The sequence below is a fragment of the Sphingomonas sp. CFBP 13706 genome, from assembly GCF_014842355.1.
GTDB classification, from domain to species: Bacteria; Pseudomonadota; Alphaproteobacteria; order Sphingomonadales; family Sphingomonadaceae; genus Sphingomonas; species Sphingomonas aerolata.
On record NZ_JACYVM010000001.1, the window covers coordinates 395331 to 414794 of the forward strand.

14 protein-coding genes are annotated in these 19464 nt (G+C 66.5%); 9 read left to right on the top strand and 5 right to left on the bottom strand.

The genetic code is table 11. From position 1 onward, the window contains the following. Positions 1-66: 66 nt before the first annotated feature. Complete coding sequence (locus IFS44_RS01770; RefSeq protein WP_056407987.1) at positions 67-1845, bottom strand: IlvD/Edd family dehydratase; 1779 nt, start codon at positions 1843-1845, stop codon at positions 67-69. A 337-nt stretch (positions 1846-2182) separates the two neighbouring features. Here IFS44_RS01770 and IFS44_RS01775 point away from each other — a divergent pair, with 337 nt between their 5' ends. Next, a complete protein-coding gene (locus IFS44_RS01775) occupies positions 2183-2599 on the top strand; it encodes a globin domain-containing protein (RefSeq protein WP_192097267.1) in 417 nt (138 codons plus the stop codon). A 37-nt stretch (positions 2600-2636) separates the two neighbouring features. On the opposite strand, the gene IFS44_RS01780 is transcribed toward IFS44_RS01775, so the two are convergent. From IFS44_RS01780 to IFS44_RS01790, 3 genes are read right to left on the bottom strand one after another with little or no spacing between them, the layout of a single operon-like run. Then, positions 2637-3929, bottom strand: a complete 1293-nt coding sequence (locus IFS44_RS01780) for an MFS transporter (protein ID WP_192097268.1) — start codon at positions 3927-3929, stop codon at positions 2637-2639. Beyond that, on the bottom strand, positions 3926-5137 hold the full coding sequence (gene manD / locus IFS44_RS01785; RefSeq protein ID WP_192097269.1) for a D-mannonate dehydratase ManD: 1212 nt from the start codon (positions 5135-5137) through the stop codon (positions 3926-3928). Before manD ends, IFS44_RS01780 begins: the two co-directional genes overlap by 4 nt. A 9-nt stretch (positions 5138-5146) precedes the next feature. Further along, positions 5147-7516: a glycoside hydrolase family 3 N-terminal domain-containing protein gene (locus IFS44_RS01790; RefSeq protein ID WP_192097511.1), complete on the bottom strand. Its 2370-nt coding sequence runs from the start codon at positions 7514-7516 to the stop codon at positions 5147-5149. A 166-nt stretch (positions 7517-7682) separates the two neighbouring features. Between IFS44_RS01790 and IFS44_RS01795 the strand changes: the two genes are divergently transcribed. The 6 genes from IFS44_RS01795 (at position 7683) to IFS44_RS01820 (ending at position 18076) form a co-directional block, all read left to right on the top strand. Then, positions 7683-9827 carry an alpha-glucuronidase family glycosyl hydrolase gene (locus IFS44_RS01795; RefSeq protein WP_244649880.1) on the top strand — a complete coding sequence of 715 codons (2145 nt, stop codon included), beginning with the start codon at positions 7683-7685 and terminating at the stop codon, positions 9825-9827. A 20-nt stretch (positions 9828-9847) separates the two neighbouring features. Next, positions 9848-11128, top strand: a complete 1281-nt coding sequence (locus IFS44_RS01800) for an SGNH/GDSL hydrolase family protein (protein WP_192097270.1) — start codon at positions 9848-9850, stop codon at positions 11126-11128. 429 nt (positions 11129-11557) lie between these two features. Then, positions 11558-14668, top strand: coding sequence for a TonB-dependent receptor (locus IFS44_RS01805; RefSeq protein ID WP_244649812.1), 3111 nt, complete (start codon positions 11558-11560; stop codon positions 14666-14668). Positions 14669-14805: 137 nt separating this feature from the next. Next, positions 14806-15525: a SapC family protein gene (locus tag IFS44_RS01810; protein ID WP_192097272.1), complete on the top strand. Its 720-nt coding sequence runs from the start codon at positions 14806-14808 to the stop codon at positions 15523-15525. Between the two features lie 5 nt (positions 15526-15530). Continuing rightward, the gene (locus IFS44_RS01815; RefSeq protein ID WP_192097273.1) at positions 15531-16562 is read left to right on the top strand and encodes a cupin-like domain-containing protein; all 1032 of its coding nucleotides are present in this window, start codon (positions 15531-15533) and stop codon (positions 16560-16562) included. Continuing rightward, positions 16559-18076, top strand: a complete 1518-nt coding sequence (locus IFS44_RS01820; RefSeq protein ID WP_244649813.1) for a tryptophan halogenase family protein — start codon at positions 16559-16561, stop codon at positions 18074-18076. Before IFS44_RS01815 ends, IFS44_RS01820 begins: the two co-directional genes overlap by 4 nt. A 36-nt stretch (positions 18077-18112) precedes the next feature. Here IFS44_RS01820 and IFS44_RS01825 read toward each other — a convergent pair whose 3' ends face one another. Further along, positions 18113-18604 carry a nucleoside deaminase gene (locus IFS44_RS01825; protein WP_031441091.1) on the bottom strand — a complete coding sequence of 164 codons (492 nt, stop codon included), beginning with the start codon at positions 18602-18604 and terminating at the stop codon, positions 18113-18115. Between the two features lie 214 nt (positions 18605-18818). Here IFS44_RS01825 and IFS44_RS01830 point away from each other — a divergent pair, with 214 nt between their 5' ends. Next, positions 18819-19127, top strand: coding sequence for a hypothetical protein (locus tag IFS44_RS01830; protein WP_031441090.1), 309 nt, complete (start codon positions 18819-18821; stop codon positions 19125-19127). An 86-nt stretch (positions 19128-19213) separates the two neighbouring features. Continuing rightward, a complete protein-coding gene (locus tag IFS44_RS01835; RefSeq protein ID WP_037528414.1) occupies positions 19214-19450 on the top strand; it encodes a hypothetical protein in 237 nt (78 codons plus the stop codon). Positions 19451-19464 lie beyond the last annotated feature (14 nt).

Consider the following 19464-nt stretch of genomic DNA (forward strand, 5'->3'; position numbering starts at 1 on the left):
AAAGGGCGGGCGGGAGGTGTTCCTCCCGCCCGCCCCATTCCGGCCTGTCGGTGGCGCGCTCGGCGCCTAGTGATTGTGCCGCGGCGTCTTCGCGGCAATCCCGCGATACTTCACCGCAAAGTCCAGCACCCCGCCCTGCGCCAGCTGCCCCGTCTTTTCACGGTACAGTTCCTCCCAGGGCGAGTTGCTCGGCGGGATCGGCGGCGCAGGCTCGGTCTTGCGACGGGCGATCTCGTCTGCATCGACCAGCGCGTCGCAGGTCCCCGCGACCAGATCGATCCGGATCATATCGCCGTCGCGCAGCCAGGCGAGCCCGCCACCGACCGCACTTTCGGGTGACACGTTGAGGATCGAAGGGCTGTCCGACGTGCCCGACTGACGTCCATCGCCCAGCGTCGGCAACGTCAGGATCCCCTGCTGGATCAGGGCGTCTGGCGGCTGCATGTTGACCACCTCGGCCGATCCGGGCCAGCCGATCGGACCGGATCCGCGGATCACGAGGATGCACCGCTCGTCGATCCCCAGCGCGGGGTCGTTGATGCGGTGGTGATAATCGTCCGACCCGTCGAACACGACTGCGCGAGCCTCGAACCGGTTCTCCGCCCCCGGCGTCGACAGATAGCGCGCGCGGAAGGAGTCGGAGATCACCGACGTCTTCATGATCGCATGATCGAACAGATTGCCCTTGAGCACCAGGAACCCGGCATGCTCCATCAGCGGCGCGTCGAGCGTGCGGATCATCTCGCGGTCTCGCGTCACCCGACCCGTCAGATTGTCGCCCAGGCTCTGCCCGGTGATCGTCAGGCAGCTCGTGTCGAGCAGTCCCGACTCGGCCAGTTCGTGCATCACCGCAGGCACCCCGCCCGCGCGGTGGAAGCGCTCGCCGAGATACTTGCCCGCCGGCTGCATGTTGACGATCAGCGGCACGTCATAGCCGTGCGTCGACCAGTCGCTCATGTCGAGCGCGACTCCGGCATGCTGCGCCATCGCCATGATGTGCGGCTGCGCGTTGCTCGACCCACCGATCGCGCTGACGACGCGGATCGCGTTCAGAAAGGCTTCGCGCGTCAGGATCTTCGACGGGCGAAGATCCTCATAGGCCATGTCGACGATCCGGCGTCCGGTCTCGAACGCCATCTGGCCGCGTTCGCGGTACGGCGCGGGGATCGCGGCGCACCCGGTCAGCGACATGCCGAGCGCCTCGGCGACGGCGTTCATCGTCGAGGCCGTCCCCATCGTGTTGCAATGTCCGGCCGATGGCGCGCTGTCGGTGGCGCGGGCCAGGAACTCCTCCTCGTCGATCTCGCCCGCGGCCAGCTTGCGCCGGCTGCGCCAGATCACGGTGCCCGAGCCGACGAGTTCGCCATCATGCCATCCGTCGAGCATCGGCCCGCCCGACAGGACGATCGCGGGAATGTCGACGGTCGACACCGCCATGATCCCCGCGGGGGTCGTCTTGTCGCATCCCGTGGTCAGCACGACCGCATCGATCGGATAGCCGTACAGCGTCTCGACCAGCGTCATATAGGCGAGGTTGCGGTCGAGCGCCGCGGTCGGGCGACGGCAATTCTCGAAGATCGGGATCGTTGGGAATTCCATCGGGATCCCGCCCGCGGCGATGATCCCGTCGCGCGTCCGCTTGGCGAGCTCGACATGGATGCGGTTGCAGGGCGACAGGTCGCTGCCGGTCTGCGCGATCCCGATGATCGGCTTGCCACAGCGCAGTTCGGCGGGGGTGAGCCCGTAGTTCATGAAGCGTTCGAGATAGAGCGCCGTCATGTCCGAGCGGGCGGGGTCGGCGAACCAGTCGCGCGAACGAAACGGCCGTGCCGGTACGCGATCCAAAGCTTCTCTCCTCCAAGTCAATTCGATAGCGCTACCTTTACCTGCCGAACAGTCAAGCTCGGCGCGCCCCCTTGTGGCGAAACTCCCGCCGCACCGGGATCGCCGTACGACGATTTGAGGTTCGCGCCGATTGTAACACGCGTGCAACATGGCGGATTGACGCTCGATCGTGAAGCTGTTGAAACCGGTACATAATCGTGCGGGTCGGGAGAGCCGGAATGCGACAGGTCACAGGCATGTATGCCATATCGCCACGATCGCCGTCGGGCGAGCCGAGTACCGGACGCTCCATCCCCGGGCCACCCCGGTCGGCCGGCATCCTGGTGAACCTCGTCCGGTGACGCCGCGACAGATCGATCTGGTCCGCGACAGCTTCGTCCATATCCTGTTCGCGGCGGACGAGGCCTCGACGATCTTCTACGACCGGCTCTTCGCGCTCGCCCCGGAATCGCGTGCGCTGTTCACGAACGACCGCATTGTCCAGGGCCGGCTCTTCATGCAGACGCTCGCCAAGATCGTCACCGGGCTGACCGCGTTCGAGGCGATGCGTCCTGAACTAAGGGCGCTGGGCCGACGCCATGTCGCGTATGGCGCCAAGGATCATCACTACGCCATCATCGGCGACTCGCTGCGCCATGTCGTCGCGCATTTCGCCGGTGCGGACTTCGATCCTGATACCGACCAAGCCTGGCAAGACGCCTATGATCTGGTCGCGCAGGTGATGATCGAAGCAAGCCACGAGCACCACGTCTAGCGGGTCCGGACGGGCCGCGAAGCACGCGCCGCCGGCATCACCCCAAGCGGTCCGGGGCCACCGGCGCATAGCGCGGCACGACGAGATGGATGACGGCGAGCGCGACGAGATAGGCGCAGGCCGCGACGATGAAGATCGGCTGATAGCTGCCGACGGTCTCGAGGATGCGACCCGCGAACTTCGCCATCAGCATGCCTCCAATTGCACCCGAAAGCCCCCCCAGCCCTACCACCGACCCGGTCGCCCAGCGCGGCAACAGGTCGCCCGGCAGCGCATAGAGATTGGCCGAGAACCCCTGGTGCCCGGCACAGGCCACGCCGATCATCAGTACCGCCCACCACATGCTCGGCACCTGGGTTGCGAACGCGATCGGCACCGCACACAAGGCGCAGGCGAACATCGCGGTCTTGCGCGCGCGATTGACGCTGTAGCCGCGTCCGATCAGCCGCGATGAGAACCAGCCGCCCGCGACCGACCCGACATCGGCGAGCAGATAGACCGCGATCAGCGGCGGACCGAAGGCGAGCATCGTCACGCCATATTGCCGGTTGAAGAAGTCCGGCAGCCAGAACAGGAACGTCCACCACACCGGGTCGATGAGGAACCGCCCGAGAATATAGGCCCAGGTCTGGCGTTGCCGCAGCAGCGTCCGCCACGCGACGGGCCGACCGGGTTCGACGGGCTCGCTCTCGATATAGGCGAGCTCCTCGGCCGTGACCCGGGGATGCTCGCGGGGGCGGCGATAGAAGCCGAGCCAGACGATCAGCCAGACGATCGTGAGCAGCCCGGTCAGGATGAACGCCCAGCGCCAGCCCATCGTCACCGCGATGATCGGGACCAGCAACGGCGTGAGGATCGCGCCGACATTCGACCCTGCGTTGAAGATGCCGATCGCAAGCGCCCGCTCGCGCCGCGGAAACCATTCGTTGGTCGCGGCGATCGCGGCGGGGAACGTCCCGGCCTCGCCGAGCGCGAGCGGAATCCGCGCAAGGATCATCCCGCTGGTCGAGGTGAAGAAGACGTGGCCGACATGGCCGAGCGTCCACAGCGCCACCGCGAGAGCGTACCCGATCCGCGCGCCGAGCCGGTCGATCAGCCGGCCGAAGACGAGATAGCTCAGCCCGTAGGCCGCCTGGAACCAGATGGCGAGATCGGCATAGCCCGTCTCGCTCCAGCCATAGCGTTGCTGAAGGTCCGGCTTCAGCGTCGGCAGGACGAGCCGGTCGACATAGCTCAGCACCACCGCTGCGAACAGCAGCGCGCAGACTAACCATCGGACCCGGCCCCGCGGTTTTGGGAGGTCGGCGGGGCTCTGTCCGTCGGCGCTCACCAGTTGCACAGCGTGCCGTCTTCCAGCCGCGCGACCGGAAGATAGGCGCGCCGATAGTCATGGGTTTCGGCCAGCGCCTCGTCGATCTCGACGCCGAGGCCCGGCGCCTCCCCCGGATGCATCATGCCCGCATCGAAGCGATAGGCATGCGGAAAGACCGCGTCGGTCTCGTCCGTGTGCGGCATATGCTCCTGGATCCCGAAATTGGGGACGGAGAGCCCGAAATGCAGCGCGGCGGCCATCGCCACCGGGGAAAGGTCGGTCGCGCCGTGGCACCCGGTCCGGATATGATAGAGGTCGGCGAGCGCGGCGATCCGGCGCAGATGCGTGATGCCGCCGGCATGTACGACGGTGGCGCGGATATAGTCGATCAGTTGGTGCTCGATCAGGTCCTTGGCATCCCAGATCGAATTGAACACCTCGCCCACCGCGATCGGCGTCGTCGTGTGGTGACGGATCAGCTTGAACGCCTCCTGGTTCTCGGCGGGCGTCGGATCCTCCATCCAGAACAGGTTATAGGGTTCGAGCGCCTTGCCGAGACGCGCCGCCTCGATCGGGGTGAGCCGGTGATGGATATCGTGGAGCAGGTGGACGTCCCAGCCCATCGCCTCGCGCGCCGCCTTGAACAGCTCGGGGACAACGCGGAGGTATTTCTCGGTCGACCACACGCTCTCGCTCGGCAGATCCGCATCGGCGGGCTCGTAGCGCGCGCCGTGCTTGGCGACGCCATAGGTCGAGGCAAGCCCGGGCACGCCGCATTGCAGCCGGATCGCCTTGTAGCCCTTGGCCTGCTCGGCCTTCGCGACTGCGATCGTGTCCTCGATCGTCGTGCCATTGGCGTGCGCATAGACCATGCACGCGTCGCGCGCGGCGCCACCGAGCAGTTGATAGACCGGCATCCCCGCCAGCTTGCCCTTGATGTCCCACAGAGCCGTGTCGACCGCGGCGATCGCCGCCATCGTCACCGGGCCACGCCGCCAATAGGCGCCCTTGTAGAGAAACTGCCAGACGTCCTCGATCCGGTGCGCGTCGCGACCGATCAGGCAGGGAACGACATGATCGCTGAGATAGCTCGCGACGCTGAGTTCGCGGCCGTTGAGCGTCGCGTCGCCGAGCCCGGTGGTGCCGTCGTCGCACTCGATCTTGAGGGTCACGAAGTTGCGCCCGGGGCATGTCACGATGACGCGGGCATTGACGATCCTGGGCATGACAATCCTTCAGGCGATTTCGAGAATAACGGTCTTGAGGCGCGTCGAGTCGGCGCCGACGGAAATGTCGAACAGACCCGGCTCGACGACCTCGCGCATCGTGATGTCGAAGAACCGGAACGCATCCGGGCCGAGCGTGAACTGCACCGTGCGCCGTTCACCGGGGGCAAGCGTCACGCGTTCGAAGCCCTTGAGCTCGAGGATCGGCCGCGCGACGGACGACACCTGATCGCGCACATAGAGCTGGACGACCTCGTCGCCCGCGCGCGCACCGACATTGGCGATGTCGACCGAGACGGTGACCGTGCCCGCGATCCCGATCTTCGCCGACGACAGGCGCGGCGCACCGATCTCGAATTTGGTGTAGCTGAGCCCGAACCCGAACGGGAACAGCGGCGCGGTCGTGTCGAACAGATAGCCGCGACGCGCCGAGGGCTTCGCGTCGTAGAAGACCGGCAGCTGCCCCGTCGACCGCGCGACCGTCACCGGAAGCTTCGCGCCGGGGTTGATGTCCCCGAACAGCGCCTCCGCGATCGCAGTGCCCCCCTCCTGCCCTACATACCAGCATTCGAGCACCGCATTTGCCTGCGCCGTCACGCTCGGCCAGGATGGCGGGCGGCCGTTGATCGCGACCACGATGACCGGCTTCCCCGTCGCCTTCATCGCCGCGAACAGCGCATTCTGCTCGCCGAGCAGGTCGAGACTGGTGCGATCGCCAAGATGCGTCTTGGCATAGCCCTCCCGGCTCGTCTGTTCGGTGTCGCCGACCGCAAGCAAAATGACGTCCGCGGTGTTGGCGACGGTTACCGCCTCGGCGATCAGGTCCCGGTTGCGCGCGGGATCGGCCAGCAGCACTTCGTTGGCAGAGCGGTCCTCGCTCTGCGTGATGAAGACGCCCTGCGCGTGCACGACTTCGGCCTTGCCCTTCAACCGCGCGCGAACCCCCTCGAGCAGCGACACGGTCGCCTTGGGGATCGACGAATAGCCACCGAGCCGCGCGACGGCCGCGTTCGGACCGATGACCGCGACGCGTTTTTGCGCGCCCGGGGTGAGCGGCAGGACACCGTCGTTCACGAGCAGCGCGATCGATCGCCGCGCCGCCTCGAGCGCCAGCGCGCGCGCCTCCGCATTGCCGGTCATCCGCGCCGCCGCTTGCGGATCGACGATCGCCTGTTCGAACATCCCCGACCGCATCTTCAGCGTCAGCATCCGAAGGCACGCGGCATCGACCGCCTCGATCGCCACCCGACCGCCGCGGACCTGATCGGCGAGCGAGCGATAGGCCTCGCCGTCCGGCAGGTCCGAATCGACGCCCGCCGCCAATGCGAGGCGCGCCGCTTCAGCCTTGTCCGCGGCGATGTGATGCAACGATGCGAGTTCGCCGATCGCCGCATAATCACTGACGATCGCCCCGTCGAAGCCCCATTCGCCGCGCAGCACGTCGTTCAGCAGCCAGCGATTGGCATGGCTCGGGACGCCGTCGATCTCGTTATACGACGGCATCACCGCGCCGATCCCGGTCCGCGCGACGACTGCGCGAAACGGCGGGAAGAAATTCTCGCGCAGTTCGCGTTCGGCGATCGGTGCGGGGGCGACATTCTCGCCGCTTTCGGGCTGGCCATGCCCGGTCATGTGCTTGAGCGTCGCGAACACCTTGTCGGGTGCCAGCGTCTTGCCCTCGCCCTGCAGGCCGATCACCGAGGCGACGCCCATTTCCCCGCACAGATAGGGGTCCTCGCCGAACGTCTCCTCGATCCGGCCCCAGCGCGGGTCACGGGCGATGTCGACGACCGGCGACAGCGCCAGCACCGTGCCGTGCGCCCGCACCTCGCGCGCGATCACCGCGTTGACCCGGCGAACGAGGTCGCGATCGAACGATCCCGCCAGCGCGATCGCCTGCGGGAAGCTGGTCGCCTCCGGCGCCATGAAGCCGTGCAGCGCCTCCTCGTGGAACAGGATCGGAATACCAAGCCGCGTGCGGGTCGTCGCCCAGCGCTGCGCCGCGTTGACGAACGCGATCGTATCCGCCGGCGCACGCCAGCGGCCGGTAACGGCGGCGGCCGTGTTGGCCGCGGTCGCCGCACCGCCCCGGTCGGACGGCCGCGCGATCTGGCCTATGCCATTGGGATAGGCCGTATCGGCACGCGCCGCGTCGAATCGCAGCGCGTCGTCCATCACCTGTCGCTTCGTCGTCGACAATGTGATCAGCTGCGCGACTTTCTCGTCGAGCGTCATCCGCGCCATGAGATCGCGGACCCGCAGGTCGACGGGCGCGCGGGGATCGCGGTAGACCGGCGACTCCTTCGCGGCGCCGGCCATTCCAGGGGCCAGACCGGACGTCAAAGTTGCGAGCGATGCCGAACCCATCCAGCGGAGCATGCCGCGGCGACTGGTCGCGATTGTCCTGAAACTCGTGCCGGTCACCCATCGTCTCCTGTCTTCAAACGCGGCATTGCTGTCGATGCCGTCATCGTGATAGCGATAACATGTTCGACAAGCAGACCCGTTGTCAATGCGGGAGGCTGTGCCGGGAGAGGAAAGAATGATGCGAGTGCGTTGGCTTTGCGTGGCGGTCGCGGTTGCGATGGCGAGTACGACCGGGGCGCAGGCGGAGGACGGTTACGACCTCTGGATGCGTTACCGTCCCCTGGCGAAAGAGGCGGCGACGGCGCTCGACCGGGATGCCGAATCGGTCGAAGTGCGCGGCCAGTCGGCGACGTTGCGCGTCGCCGCGGACGAGCTTCGCCGCGGTCTCGCGGGGCTGACCGGACACGCTCTTGCCATGGGTCCGAGCCCGCATCCGATCCTGCTGGCGACCTCGGCAGACGCTGACGTTGGCCGGCTCGGGCTGCCGCTGAACGACCTTGGCGACGAAGGCTACATTGTGCGGCAGGTGCGTCTCGGCGGCCGCGACGTCACGCTGGTGACGGGGCGTACCGACCGCGGCGTGCTCTACGGCAGCTTCGCGCTGCTGCGCCACATCCAGACCGGCGGGCGGATCGACCGGATCGCGCTCGCCTCGGCACCGCGAGTGAAGCTGCGCGTGCTGAACCACTGGGACAATCTCGATGGCGTGGTCGAGCGCGGCTATGCGGGCCAGTCGCTCTGGGACTGGTGGACGCTCCCCGACTTCAAGGATCCCCGCTACACCGACTATGCGCGCGCCAATGCGTCGATCGGCATCAACGGCACCGTCCTCAACAACGTCAACGCCAAGCCCGACAGCCTGTCCGCCAGCTATATCGCGAAGGCGGCCGCACTCGCCGATGTCTTCCGCCCCTATGGCATCAAGGTCTATCTGTCGGCCCGGTTCTCGGCGCCGATCGAGCTTGGCAAGCTGAAGACGGCAGACCCGCTCGACCCCCAGGTTGCGGCCTGGTGGAAGGCGAAGAGCGACGAGATCTACCGCGCGATCCCCGATTTCGGCGGCTTTCTCGTCAAGGCCAATAGCGAGGGGCAGCCTGGGCCGCGCGATTACCACCGCAGCCATGCGGACGGCGCGAACATGCTCGCAGCGGCGGTCGCACCGCATGGCGGCATCGTGATGTGGCGGGCGTTCGTCTATGCCGATACCGACCCGGACGACCGCGCGAAACAGGCCTATACCGAGTTCAAGCCGCTCGACGGCAAGTTCGCCGCCAACGTCATCGTCCAGGTCAAGAACGGCGCGATCGACTTCCAGCCGCGCGAGCCGTTCCATCCGCTGTTCGGGGCAATGCCCAGGACACCGTTGATGCTCGAGTTCCAGATCACGAAGGAATATCTCGGCTTTGCGACGCACCTCGCCTATCTCGGGCCGCTCTTTGCCGAGACGCTGGGCAGCGAGACCTTCGCCGGTGGTAAGCACGCGACGGTCGCCCAGATCGTCGAGGGCGGCGTCAATCGCCACGCGCTGACCGGCATGGCGGGGGTTGCCAATATCGGCCGCGACCGCGACTGGGCCGGATCGACGTTCAATCAGGCGAACTGGTTCACGTTCGGGCGGATGGCCTGGGATCCGACGATCGGCGCACAGCCGGTTGCGCGCGAATGGGCGGCGATGACCTTCGGGCCGAACCCCGCGATCGTCGCACCGGTGACGGACATGATGATGGGCTCGCGCGAGGCGGTGGTCGACTATATGACGCCGCTCGGGCTCGCGCATGTCATGGCGACGGGCCATCATTACGGGCCCGGCCCGTGGGTCGCCGACCTGAAACGTCCGGAATGGAATCCGGTCTATTACCACCGCGCTGACAAGGCCGGAATCGGCTTCGACCGGACGCGCACCGGCAGCAACGCCGTCGCGCAATATGCGCCAGAGCTTGCGCGCCGTCTCGCCGATCCCACGACGACGCCGGAGCGTGACCTGCTGTGGTTCCATCACGTGTCATGGGACCGGCCGATGGCATCGGGGCGCAGCCTCTGGGCCGAGATGGTCCATGATTATGATCGCGGCGTCGGCTATGTCGCGGACATGCGCCAGCGCTGGGACGGATTGCGCGGCCAGGTCGATGCCGAACGCTGGGCCAAGACCGCGACCTATCTCGGCGTCCAGGAGCGCGAGGCCCGGTGGTGGCGCGATGCCAGCCTCGCCTATTGGATGTCGGTGAACGGCCGATCGCTGCCGGCCGGCGCCGCTGCGCCCGCGCATGACCTCGACTGGTACAAGGCGCAGCACCCCGCCTACGCGCCGGGCAACCCGCAATGAGCGGCCTTATGGAGAAAGCGATGACGGTAGGATCTTCGGTCGCCAGGCCGACGGCGTGGCTGTTGGCAGCATTGCTCGCGACCGGCGCGGATGCCCAGCGCGCCGCGCCGGCTCAGCGGTGGACCGGGAGCTGGGGCTCTGCGCAGATGATCGCGACCGGCGACAATGCGTTGCCGGCCGACCGCGCCGGCGCGATCACGCTGCGACAGGTCGTCCGTCTATCCGCTGGCGGCACGCAGGTCCGCGTACGGCTGTCCAACGCGTTCGGCACGCAGCCGCTCAGGATCGGCGCGGCGCATATTGCCCGGCCGACCGCTCTCGGCACCGCGCGTATCGCGGGCGGCACGACACTGCGCTTTGCCGGACAGGTGACCGCGGTCATCCCGGCGGGTGGGGAGATTTATTCGGATCCAATCGCGCTCGCGCTCGCGCCCGGGGCCGACCTCGCCGTCAGCCTCTATCTGCCCGATCCCGCCACGCCCCAGACCGGGCATCCCGGTGCGCGGGCCACCAGCTTCACGGTTGCGGGCAATCACGTTGCCGACTCGCTCCTCGCAGGCGCGACCGCGACACCGCACTGGTATGCGCTCGCCGATGTCGAGGTGGCGGGTCCCCGCGTCGCCCAGGTCACCGGCGCGGCACGCCCGACGACGATCGTTACGATCGGCGATTCGATCACCGACGGCTATGGCGTCGCCCCGGAACGCAACACCCGCTGGCCCGACATCCTCGCCGAACGGCTGCGCGCGACGCCGGCGACACGCACACTCGGCGTCGTCAACACCGGCATCGGCGGCAACCGGATATTGCTCGACGGGCTCGGCCCCAACCTTGTCGCCCGGTTCGACCGCGACGTGATCGCGCGCAGCGGCATCGGCTGGGCGATCCTTCTCGAAGGGGTGAACGATCTCGGCGTCTTGACGCGCGACGCTCCGGCATCGCCCGAAGACCATGCGGCGCTCGTCGCGCAGCTGACCGCCGGCTTCCGCCAGCTGGCCGAACGCGCGCATGCGCACGGTATCAGGATCATCGGCGGCACGGTGATGCCGTTCGGCGGCAATGACTATTATCACCCGGACGCCGCGCTCGAGGCCGATCGCCAGGCGGTCAACAGCTTCATCCGCAGCTCGGGCGTCTTCGATGCGGTGATCGACTTCGACCGGGTGATGCGCGATCCGCGCCGTCCCGACCGTCTCGCGCCGGCGTTCGACTCAGGCGATCATCTTCACCCGTCCGAAGCGGGCTATCGGGCGATGGGTGCCGCGGTGCCGCTCGCGCTGTTCACCACGCCGCAGCGCTGAGCACGCGCCCGGCATGACGGTCGCGCCGGTCCCCCGCCTGTGCCGCCGGACCGGGTGATCGGTTCGCCCGTTCCTGCGGTTGGTCCGAACCTGCCTGAACAGGCCCCGCCCCGCTTTCCAATGACGGGGCAGGTCTCTCCCTGTCTCAAGTATTAAATAATCATATTTAAGTTATTTTATCGGCTATGGCTTTACTGCCACTGTGTCTAAAATACGCGACACAGAATACAGATTACCGTTGACAGTATTCGTGCCCATGGTAGCCCTATCACACACCGCCAATAAGAGCGGTTTCGGAAGGGCTGCGGTCATGCCGCAAAGGGGGAGAGAATGATGAGGGGTTCGTCCATACTCAATGCACTCGTGCGTTCGAGTTCGATTGCCACAGTTGCCGTTTGCCTGCTGAATCCGGCACAGACCTTCGCGCAAATGGCGCCAGGCACCGAGACAGGGTCGCCTGCGACTGCCGCGCAGCCAGCGCTTCCGGCGACATCCACCGCGCAAGACGCAGGGCAGACCGCGAGCCAGGATCCACAATCGGCCCCCGGGGACGAGATCGTCATCACCGGCATCCGCGCCAGCCTTGGTCGCGCTATCGACATCAAGCGCAACTCGGCCGGCGTCGTCGACGCCATCTCGGCCGAGGATATCGGCAAGTTCCCCGACACCAACCTCGCGGAATCGCTGCAGCGCGTCACCGGCGTCTCGATCAGCCGCGCCAACGGCGAAGGCTCGCAAGTCGCCGTCCGCGGCTTCAGCGGCGGCTTCAACCTCGTCACCCTGAACGGCCGCCAGCTTCCGGCGACCAGCATCGACACGAGCACCGGCAACGCGTTTGCGACCGGTACGGGTCGTTCGTTCGATTTCCAGAACCTCGCATCCGAGGGTGTCGCCACGCTCGAGGTCTACAAGACCGGCCGCGCCAACATCCCGTCGGGCGGCATCGGTGCGGCGATCAACGTCGTCACCCGCCGACCGCTGTCGTCGAACGAGAGCGGCCTTTCGGGGTCGATTGGTGCCAAGGGGCTGTATGACAGCTCGGTCGAGAAGGCGGAAGGCGATCTGAGCAAGATCACGCCAGAGCTGTCCGGGCTGATCAACTACAAGAACCCGAACGAAACCTTCGGCGTCAATGTGTTCGGCAGCTATCAGCTGCGCGAATCCGCTTCGGTTCAGTCCAACCCCAATTACTGGAACATCGTGCCGCTGGCCGATTTCCTCAACACCGCGGGCGCCTATATCCGGCCGACGACGGTGATCACCAATCGCCCGACGACCGAATATGTCCAGATACCGAACGACAGCCGGTACCAGTTCTCCGAGAACCGCCGCGAGCGTCTGAACGGCCAGGCCAACATCCAGTTCAAGCCGTCCGACCGGTTCGAAATCTCGATCGACGGCATGTATGCCCGCAACAAGCTGAGCGAAGAGCGCAGCGAGCAGACCAACTGGTTCCAGCGTCCGTTCACCGAAGTCACCTTCGACGACAACAAGCAGATGCAGAGCGCGGTGATCCTCGCCGAGTCGATCCAGGCGGACAAGGGTTACGAGCAGCAGCGGTTCGCGACCAAGACCGAGCTCTATTCGGTCGGTGGCAATGTGAAGTGGGACTTCACCGACAATCTGCGACTGACGCTCGACGCCAACCATGCCAAGTCGAAGACCAATCCGGATAACGCGAACGGAACGTCGGCGACGACGATCTCGATCGGTGCGCCGGTACGCTCCTCGCACAAAGTCGATTTCACCACCGGCTTCCCGCAGCAGTCCGAGACGATCAACGACTGCACCGCAACCAACGGTGGTCGCGGGGGCAACTGCAACAACACGCTCGACATCGCGGATCTGGGCAGCCAGGTCGCACGGAAGATCACGTCGACCCAGGAAGCCCGGATCAACCAGTTCGGCGGCGACGTCGCCTGGGACCTGGGCGGGGGCAGCAAGTTCAACGTCGGCGGCAATTATATCGATGCGAACATGCGCTCGACCACGGTCAACACGATCCAGACGCTCGGTGACTGGGGCATCACGGATACCGGTCGCGTCGCAGAACTCGCCGGCGATCTCGTCGACACCTTCTGCCTGACCTGCAAGTTCGACAAATATGATCCGAAGTCGACAGGCTCGTCACTGGTCGCCTTCCGCGCCAACGCGGTCGATCTGCTCGACATCTTCGAGCCTTTCTACGCCGCCCGCGGCAACGCGGTCTCGCCGAGCCCGTCCTCGGACGATACCGTCGGTGAGAAGACCTGGGCGGCCTATGGCCAGATCACCTGGGCCGGTGAACTCGGCGGACGCCGCGCCAATGCGCTGATCGGCGCCCGCTATGAAAAGACGCGGGTCAAGTCGATCGGCATCCAGTCGGTGCCGAGCGGCATTCGCTGGTCGCAGGACAATGACTTCGCGGTCGATGGCGGGCCGCCCAGCGGCGCCGTCACGGTCAAGGCGAGCTACGACAATCTGTTGCCATCGCTCGATTTCAACATCGAACCGATCGACAACGTCATGGCGCGCGCCTCGTTCAGCCGCACGCTCGCCCGTCCCGACTATGGCAACCTCTTTGCCTCCGTCAGCGCCGGGGCACCGAACCGCCCGACCGCGCTCGGTGCGGCCCCTGCGGGCGCAACGCGTCAGGATCCGGCGCTGTTGCCGCTGGTTTCGGACAATTTCGACGTGTCGCTCGAATGGTATTACAAGCCGACGAGCTTCGTGTCGGTCGGCTTCTTCAACAAGGACGTCCGCAACTTCATCGGCAACCAGGTCACCAGCGGCAATCTGTTCGGGCTGCGTGACCCGGGTTCGGGCGCTGCCGGTTCGCGCTCGGGTACCGCGCTGGCCTATCTCCAGGCCAACGGCCTCCCGCTCAGCGATATCAACCTGTTCTCCTACACCGCGTTGCTGACGCAGAATAACGGCAACCAGGCGGCCGCATCCGCCGCGTTCCAGAACAACATCGATCCCGCAACGGGTGGCCTGAGGACGCAGTTCGTCGTCGATCTGGCCAATGCGGTCGATATCGTCGCCGATCCCAACGATCCCCTGTTCGAGTTCGCGATCAGCGGCCCGGTCAACAACCGCGAGGGCAACATCCACGGGTTCGAAGTCGCCTGGACCAACTTCTTCGGTCAGACCGGCTTCGGCTTTGCGGTGTCGTACACCAAGGTCAACGGCGACGTGAACGTCGATCCCTATGCCGATCCCAACGTCAACATCTTCGCACTGACCGGCCTCGGCGACAGCGCGAACCTGACCGGGATCTATGACAAGAACGGGCTTTCGGCGCGTGTCTCGTACAACTGGCGCGACAAATATCTGTCGGGCACAAACCAGGGCGGCAACCGCAACCCGCTCTTCACCGCAGCCTTCGGGACGCTCGACGCGAGCATCAGCTACGACATCGCGCAGAGCTTCTCGATCTCGCTCGAGGCGGTCAATCTGACGAGCGAGCCGTTCCGCCAATATGCCCGCACCGAGACCAATCTGGTCTATGTGCAGGAATTGAAGCCGCGCTTCTATCTCGGCGCGCGCTACCGCTTCTGAGCACAGGCCGGCGTGCGCCTCGGCGCGCGCCGGACACCGCATCGGGCAATGGAGGGGCCGCAGCACCGTGCCGCGGCCTTTTCCTGTTGTCCCTTGCCGCCTGGCTGATAGACCCGGACAAAAAGGGACCGGAGCGGATGAACCCCGTACAGATCAACAATATCGATCATGCCGACCTGCGCGTCAGCCCGCGCGCCGGCGCCGCATTCAATGACGCGGCCAATCAGGCGCTGGTCTTCCCCGCCGAATTCGAGGAACTGCAACGCGAATTCGCAATCGTGTTCCGCCGCCGCGACGAGGGTCTTCAGGCCTATGCGCTGCTGGGGCTCGACCGCGACGAGAATCTCTTTCTCACCGACGACCGCTGGACGAGCCGCTACGTTCCCGCCAGCCACCGGCGCGGTCCCTTCTCCATCGGCATGACCCGGTCCGCACAGGACGATGTCGGCGAGGCGATGTTGCAGGTCGATCTCGACGATCCGCGCGTCGGTGACCCGGCCGGCCTGCCGCTGTTCCTCGAGCATGGCGGCAACACCCCCTATCTCGATCACGTCACCGGCGTGTTGCGGCTGCTGTACGAGGGGATGGAATCCGCGCCCGCCGCCTATGCCGCGCTTGACGAAACCGGCCTGCTCGCGCCGGTCACGCTCACCATCGATGTCAGCGATGAGCGCCGCTACACCGTACCCGACGTGCTCGTCGTCGACCTCGAGCAGCTTGCGGCGCTGAACGGCCCGCCGCTCGAACAATTGCACCGCTCGGGCATCCTGCGGCTCGCCATCCTCGCCGCGTCATCGCTCGGCAACATCCAGCAGCTGATTGCACACAAGCAACAGCGGCTCGCGGCCGTCGGTTGACCCCGGTGCCGGACATCACCCGCCTGACACGCGTGATCGAAGGGGCGGACGCGCGGACCCTGCCCGTCGCCGATCTGATCGCGGAGGGCCGCCCGACGATCCTGCGAGGGCTCGCGCGCGACGTGCCGCTCGTCGCCGCGGCCCGTCAGGGTCCCGCGGCCGCAGTCGGCTGGCTCAAGCAGTTCGATGGCGGCCAGCCGGTGACGGCCTATATCGGCGACCCCGCCATAGGCGGCCGCTTCGGATACACGGCCGACTGCACCGCGCTCAACTTCACCCGCGAGCGCGGGTCGCTGTCCGCCTATCTCGACCGGCTTCTCGCCAGCATCGACGATCCTGCCGCACCCAGCATCTATATCGGCTCGACCGACATCGATCAGTATCTCCCCGGCCTCCGGGGCCAGGCGGTGCTCCCCTTCGGCGACCCCGAACTCATCGAACATCCGCCGCTGGTCAGCATCTGGATCGGCAACCGGACGACCGCGTCGGCGCATCACGACATGTCGAACAACATCGCGGTCACGTTGGTCGGGCGGCGGCGCTTCACGCTCTTCCCGCCCGATCAGGTCGCCAACCTCTATCCAGGGCCGCTCGAACCGACGCCCGCGGGCCAGGTCGTCTCGATGGTCGATTTCGACGCCCCCGACTTCACCCGCCATCCCGGCTTTGCCGATGCGCTGGCCGTGGCCGAAGTCGCGGAGATGGAGGCCGGCGACGCGCTCATCTACCCCGCCTTGTGGTGGCACCAGGTCGAGGCGCTCGATCCGTTCAACGCGATGATCAACTATTGGTGGAACACGACGCCGCGCTTCATGGACACGCCGCAGAACACGTTGCTGCACGGCCTGCTCAGCCTGCGCGACCGGCCCGAGCATGAGAAGCGCGGCTGGCAGGCGTTGTTCGACTATTATGTCTTCGGCGATGCGGCGCGCGCCGGCGCGCATCTGCCGGCAGACGCGCGCGGCGCACTCGCACCGCTGGATGCGATGGCCGCGCGAAGGCTGCGCGCCACGCTGTTGCAACGGCTCAATCGATGAAGGGATATGCGATGGATACCCCGCCGAAAACCCGTGTGATCATCGCCGGCGGCGGCACCGCCGGCTGGCTCGCCGCGGCGCTGCTGACGCGACAGCTCGGCGCGCTGGTCGACGTCACGCTGATCGAGTCGGACGAGATCGGCACCGTCGGCGTCGGCGAAGCGACCATCCCCACGGTCCAGGCCTTTCATGCACTGCTTGGCCTCGACGAGCGCGCGTTCATGGCCGCCACCGGCGCGACGTTCAAACTCGGCATCGCGTTCGAGGGCTGGGCACGCCCCGACGATCGCTATGTCCATTCGTTCGGCGATGTCGGGCGGTCCACCTGGATGGGCGACTTCCAGCATTTCTGGCTCGAAGCGCGCGCCAACGGTCTGGCCGGCGACTTTGGCGACTATTGCCTCGAACTCCAGGCCGCAGAGGCGCGCCGCTTCACCATCGGTCAGCAGGGTCCCCAACTCAACTATGCCTATCATTTCGACGCGGGCCGCTATGCCCGCTTCCTGCGCGAGCGCTGCGAGACCGCGGGGCTGACCCGGATCGAGGGACGGATCGCCGGGATCGATCGCTCGGCCGAGACCGGCCATATCGATGCGGTCATCCTCGCCGACGGCTCGCGTGTCGCAGGCGATCTGTTTCTCGACTGCAGCGGGTTTCGCGGCCTGCTGATCGGTGATGCGCTGGGTGTCGGCTATGAAGACTGGAGCCACTGGCTTCCCGCTAACCGTGCGCTCGCAGTGCAGACGACGTCGGTCGAGCCCGCCCGGCCCTACACCCGCGCGATCGCGCACGATGCCGGCTGGCAGTGGCGGATCCCACTGCAGCACCGCGTCGGCAACGGCATCGTCTATTCGAGCGAGTACCTCTCCGATGATGCGGCCCAGGACCGACTGCTGGCGTCCGTCCAGGGCCAACCGCTGACCGACCCGCGCCTGCTGCGCTTCACGACCGGTCGTCGCCTGCGCGCGTGGGAGGGCAATTGCATCGCGCTGAGCCTCGCCGGCGGGTTCGTCGAGCCGCTCGAATCGACCAGCATCCACCTCGTCATGACCGCGCTGACGCGGCTGCTCCGCGCCTTCCCCTTCGACGGGATCAGCCCCGCGGTCGTTACGCAGTTCAACGCGCAGACGCGGCGCGAGATCGAAGGGGTGCGCGATTTCATCATCCTCCACTATCATTTGAACCAGCGCAGCGAACCGTTCTGGAAGGCCTGTGCCGCAATGCCGATCCCCGACACACTGGCGGAGCGCATCGCGCTGTTCGCCGACGCAGCGCAGGCCTATCAGTCGCCGGACGACCTGTTCCGCGTCAGTTCCTGGACCCAGGTCATGCTGGGCCAGCGGCTCGAGCCGCGCGACTGGCATCGCCTCGCGCGGATGATGCCGCCCGAACGGCTCGGATCGTCACTCGCGGACCTGAAGGCGGGGATCGCACAACAGGTTGAGCGGCTGCCCCCGCACCAGGCGTTCGTCGATCGCTATTGCGCCCAGGACGCGCCCGGGGTTGCGGCATGAGCGTCGGAAAGTCCTGACCCGACGCGTCGCCTCAGGTCAGAGATTGGCCTGTTCGTCGGTCGGCAGCTCCGCGTCGGGGCCATAATAGAGCACGGCGCATTCGGCCTTCAGGCACCCGCCCTCGATGACGATATCGTCGCGATAGGCGTCGTGGATGAAGGCGAGCGTGTCGACGTGCTTCGCCTCGAAATACATCGGATGCACGTCGTCGCGGCCGGCGCCATAGACGACGCGCCCGACCTTCGACCAGATCGACGCCATCGTGCACATCCCGCAGGGTTGCAATGTCGAGTAGAGCGTCGCCCCGCGCAGTTCGAGTTCGCCCGTATCCTCGCAGGCGCGTCGGATCGCCATCATCTCCGCGTGCGCGGTCGCGTCCGGAAGCTCGTGCGTCTGGTTCCGTTCGCCCGCGATGATCTTGCCGTCGAGCACGATCACGCAACCCAGTGGTGAGGTCGACGGATCCGATCCCTTCGACCGTGCGATCGCGATCGCCTCGCGCATCCATCGTTCATCATCCTGCATCATGGCGTCACCTCCCGGAATCACCGTGTAACGCACGGAAGCAGGTCTTGTTCGCCCGGTCCGGCAGAGTGAGCCCTAAATCGGCGATCCGCCTTTGCCGCCGGGTCAAATTCTTCGAAACGGCTGGGCGAAATCCGCCGATGCGCGTTGTCATCACGCGTTGCAGGACGGCCGAAAGCCCGTCGTGCAGGACCTTTCGCATCCCGAGGAGCCATTGATGCCGACCACTCTCAAAGCCAAGTTCGACACGCGCCGTGAAGCCGAGATGACGGTGGAACGTCTCGTCCAGGAAATGCAGGTCGAGCGGACCGACATCTTCATCACGACCGACGGCGCGGACAATAGCGCTGGCGACGAACGCGCGGGCGCCGACACCGCAGGCGATAATCCCACGCCCGCGTCGCGCGCCGACGCCGCGCTCGAGGGCAAGATCATCGTCTCGGTCGATATCGCCGACGCCGGGCGCGCCAGCGACATCAAGGCCGCATTCGCCGAGTTCGACGCCTCCGAGGTGGCAGAGCGCTAAACGCCGTGAGGGCGGGGCGGACGACACGGTGACCGCCCCGCCCCTGCGACCGTCTTTACTCCCTCCCCGACACCATGGAATTCGACATGACCGACACTACCGCCATCATGGCCCGCCAGCGCGAGATCGCGTCCGAACATCTGCTGTTCAAACTGATGGAATATGTCGAGGCGCAGCACCCTGGGCTGCTCGACTTCATGGAAGCCAGCCTCGACCATCTCGGCGACCCGGCGACCGACGAGACCAAGGATGATGCCGGCGTGCGTCAGATCGCCGCGCGCATGATCACCGGCGCGCGCAAACAGGGCGTCGACGCGGGCTGACACGTCCGGCGACA

What these genes read in the sequence shown, in the direction of transcription:
- IFS44_RS01830 (WP_031441090.1), top strand. Translation starts at nt 18,819, where the DNA reads ATGCCGACCACTCTCAAAGCCAAGTTCGACACGCGCCGTGAAGCCGAG.
- IFS44_RS01835 (WP_037528414.1), top strand. Translation starts at nt 19,214, where the DNA reads ATGACCGACACTACCGCCATCATGGCCCGCCAGCGCGAGATCGCGTCC.
- IFS44_RS01820 (WP_244649813.1), top strand. Translation starts at nt 16,559, where the DNA reads ATGAAGGGATATGCGATGGATACCCCGCCGAAAACCCGTGTGATCATC.
- IFS44_RS01810 (WP_192097272.1), top strand. Translation starts at nt 14,806, where the DNA reads ATGAACCCCGTACAGATCAACAATATCGATCATGCCGACCTGCGCGTC.
- IFS44_RS01805 (WP_244649812.1), top strand. Translation starts at nt 11,558, where the DNA reads ATGGCGCCAGGCACCGAGACAGGGTCGCCTGCGACTGCCGCGCAGCCA.
- IFS44_RS01790 (WP_192097511.1), bottom strand. Translation starts at nt 7,516, where the DNA reads ATGCTCCGCTGGATGGGTTCGGCATCGCTCGCAACTTTGACGTCCGGT.
- IFS44_RS01795 (WP_244649880.1), top strand. Translation starts at nt 7,683, where the DNA reads ATGCGAGTGCGTTGGCTTTGCGTGGCGGTCGCGGTTGCGATGGCGAGT.
- IFS44_RS01800 (WP_192097270.1), top strand. Translation starts at nt 9,848, where the DNA reads ATGACGGTAGGATCTTCGGTCGCCAGGCCGACGGCGTGGCTGTTGGCA.
- IFS44_RS01825 (WP_031441091.1), bottom strand. Translation starts at nt 18,604, where the DNA reads ATGATGCAGGATGATGAACGATGGATGCGCGAGGCGATCGCGATCGCA.
- manD (WP_192097269.1), bottom strand. Translation starts at nt 5,137, where the DNA reads ATGCCCAGGATCGTCAATGCCCGCGTCATCGTGACATGCCCCGGGCGC.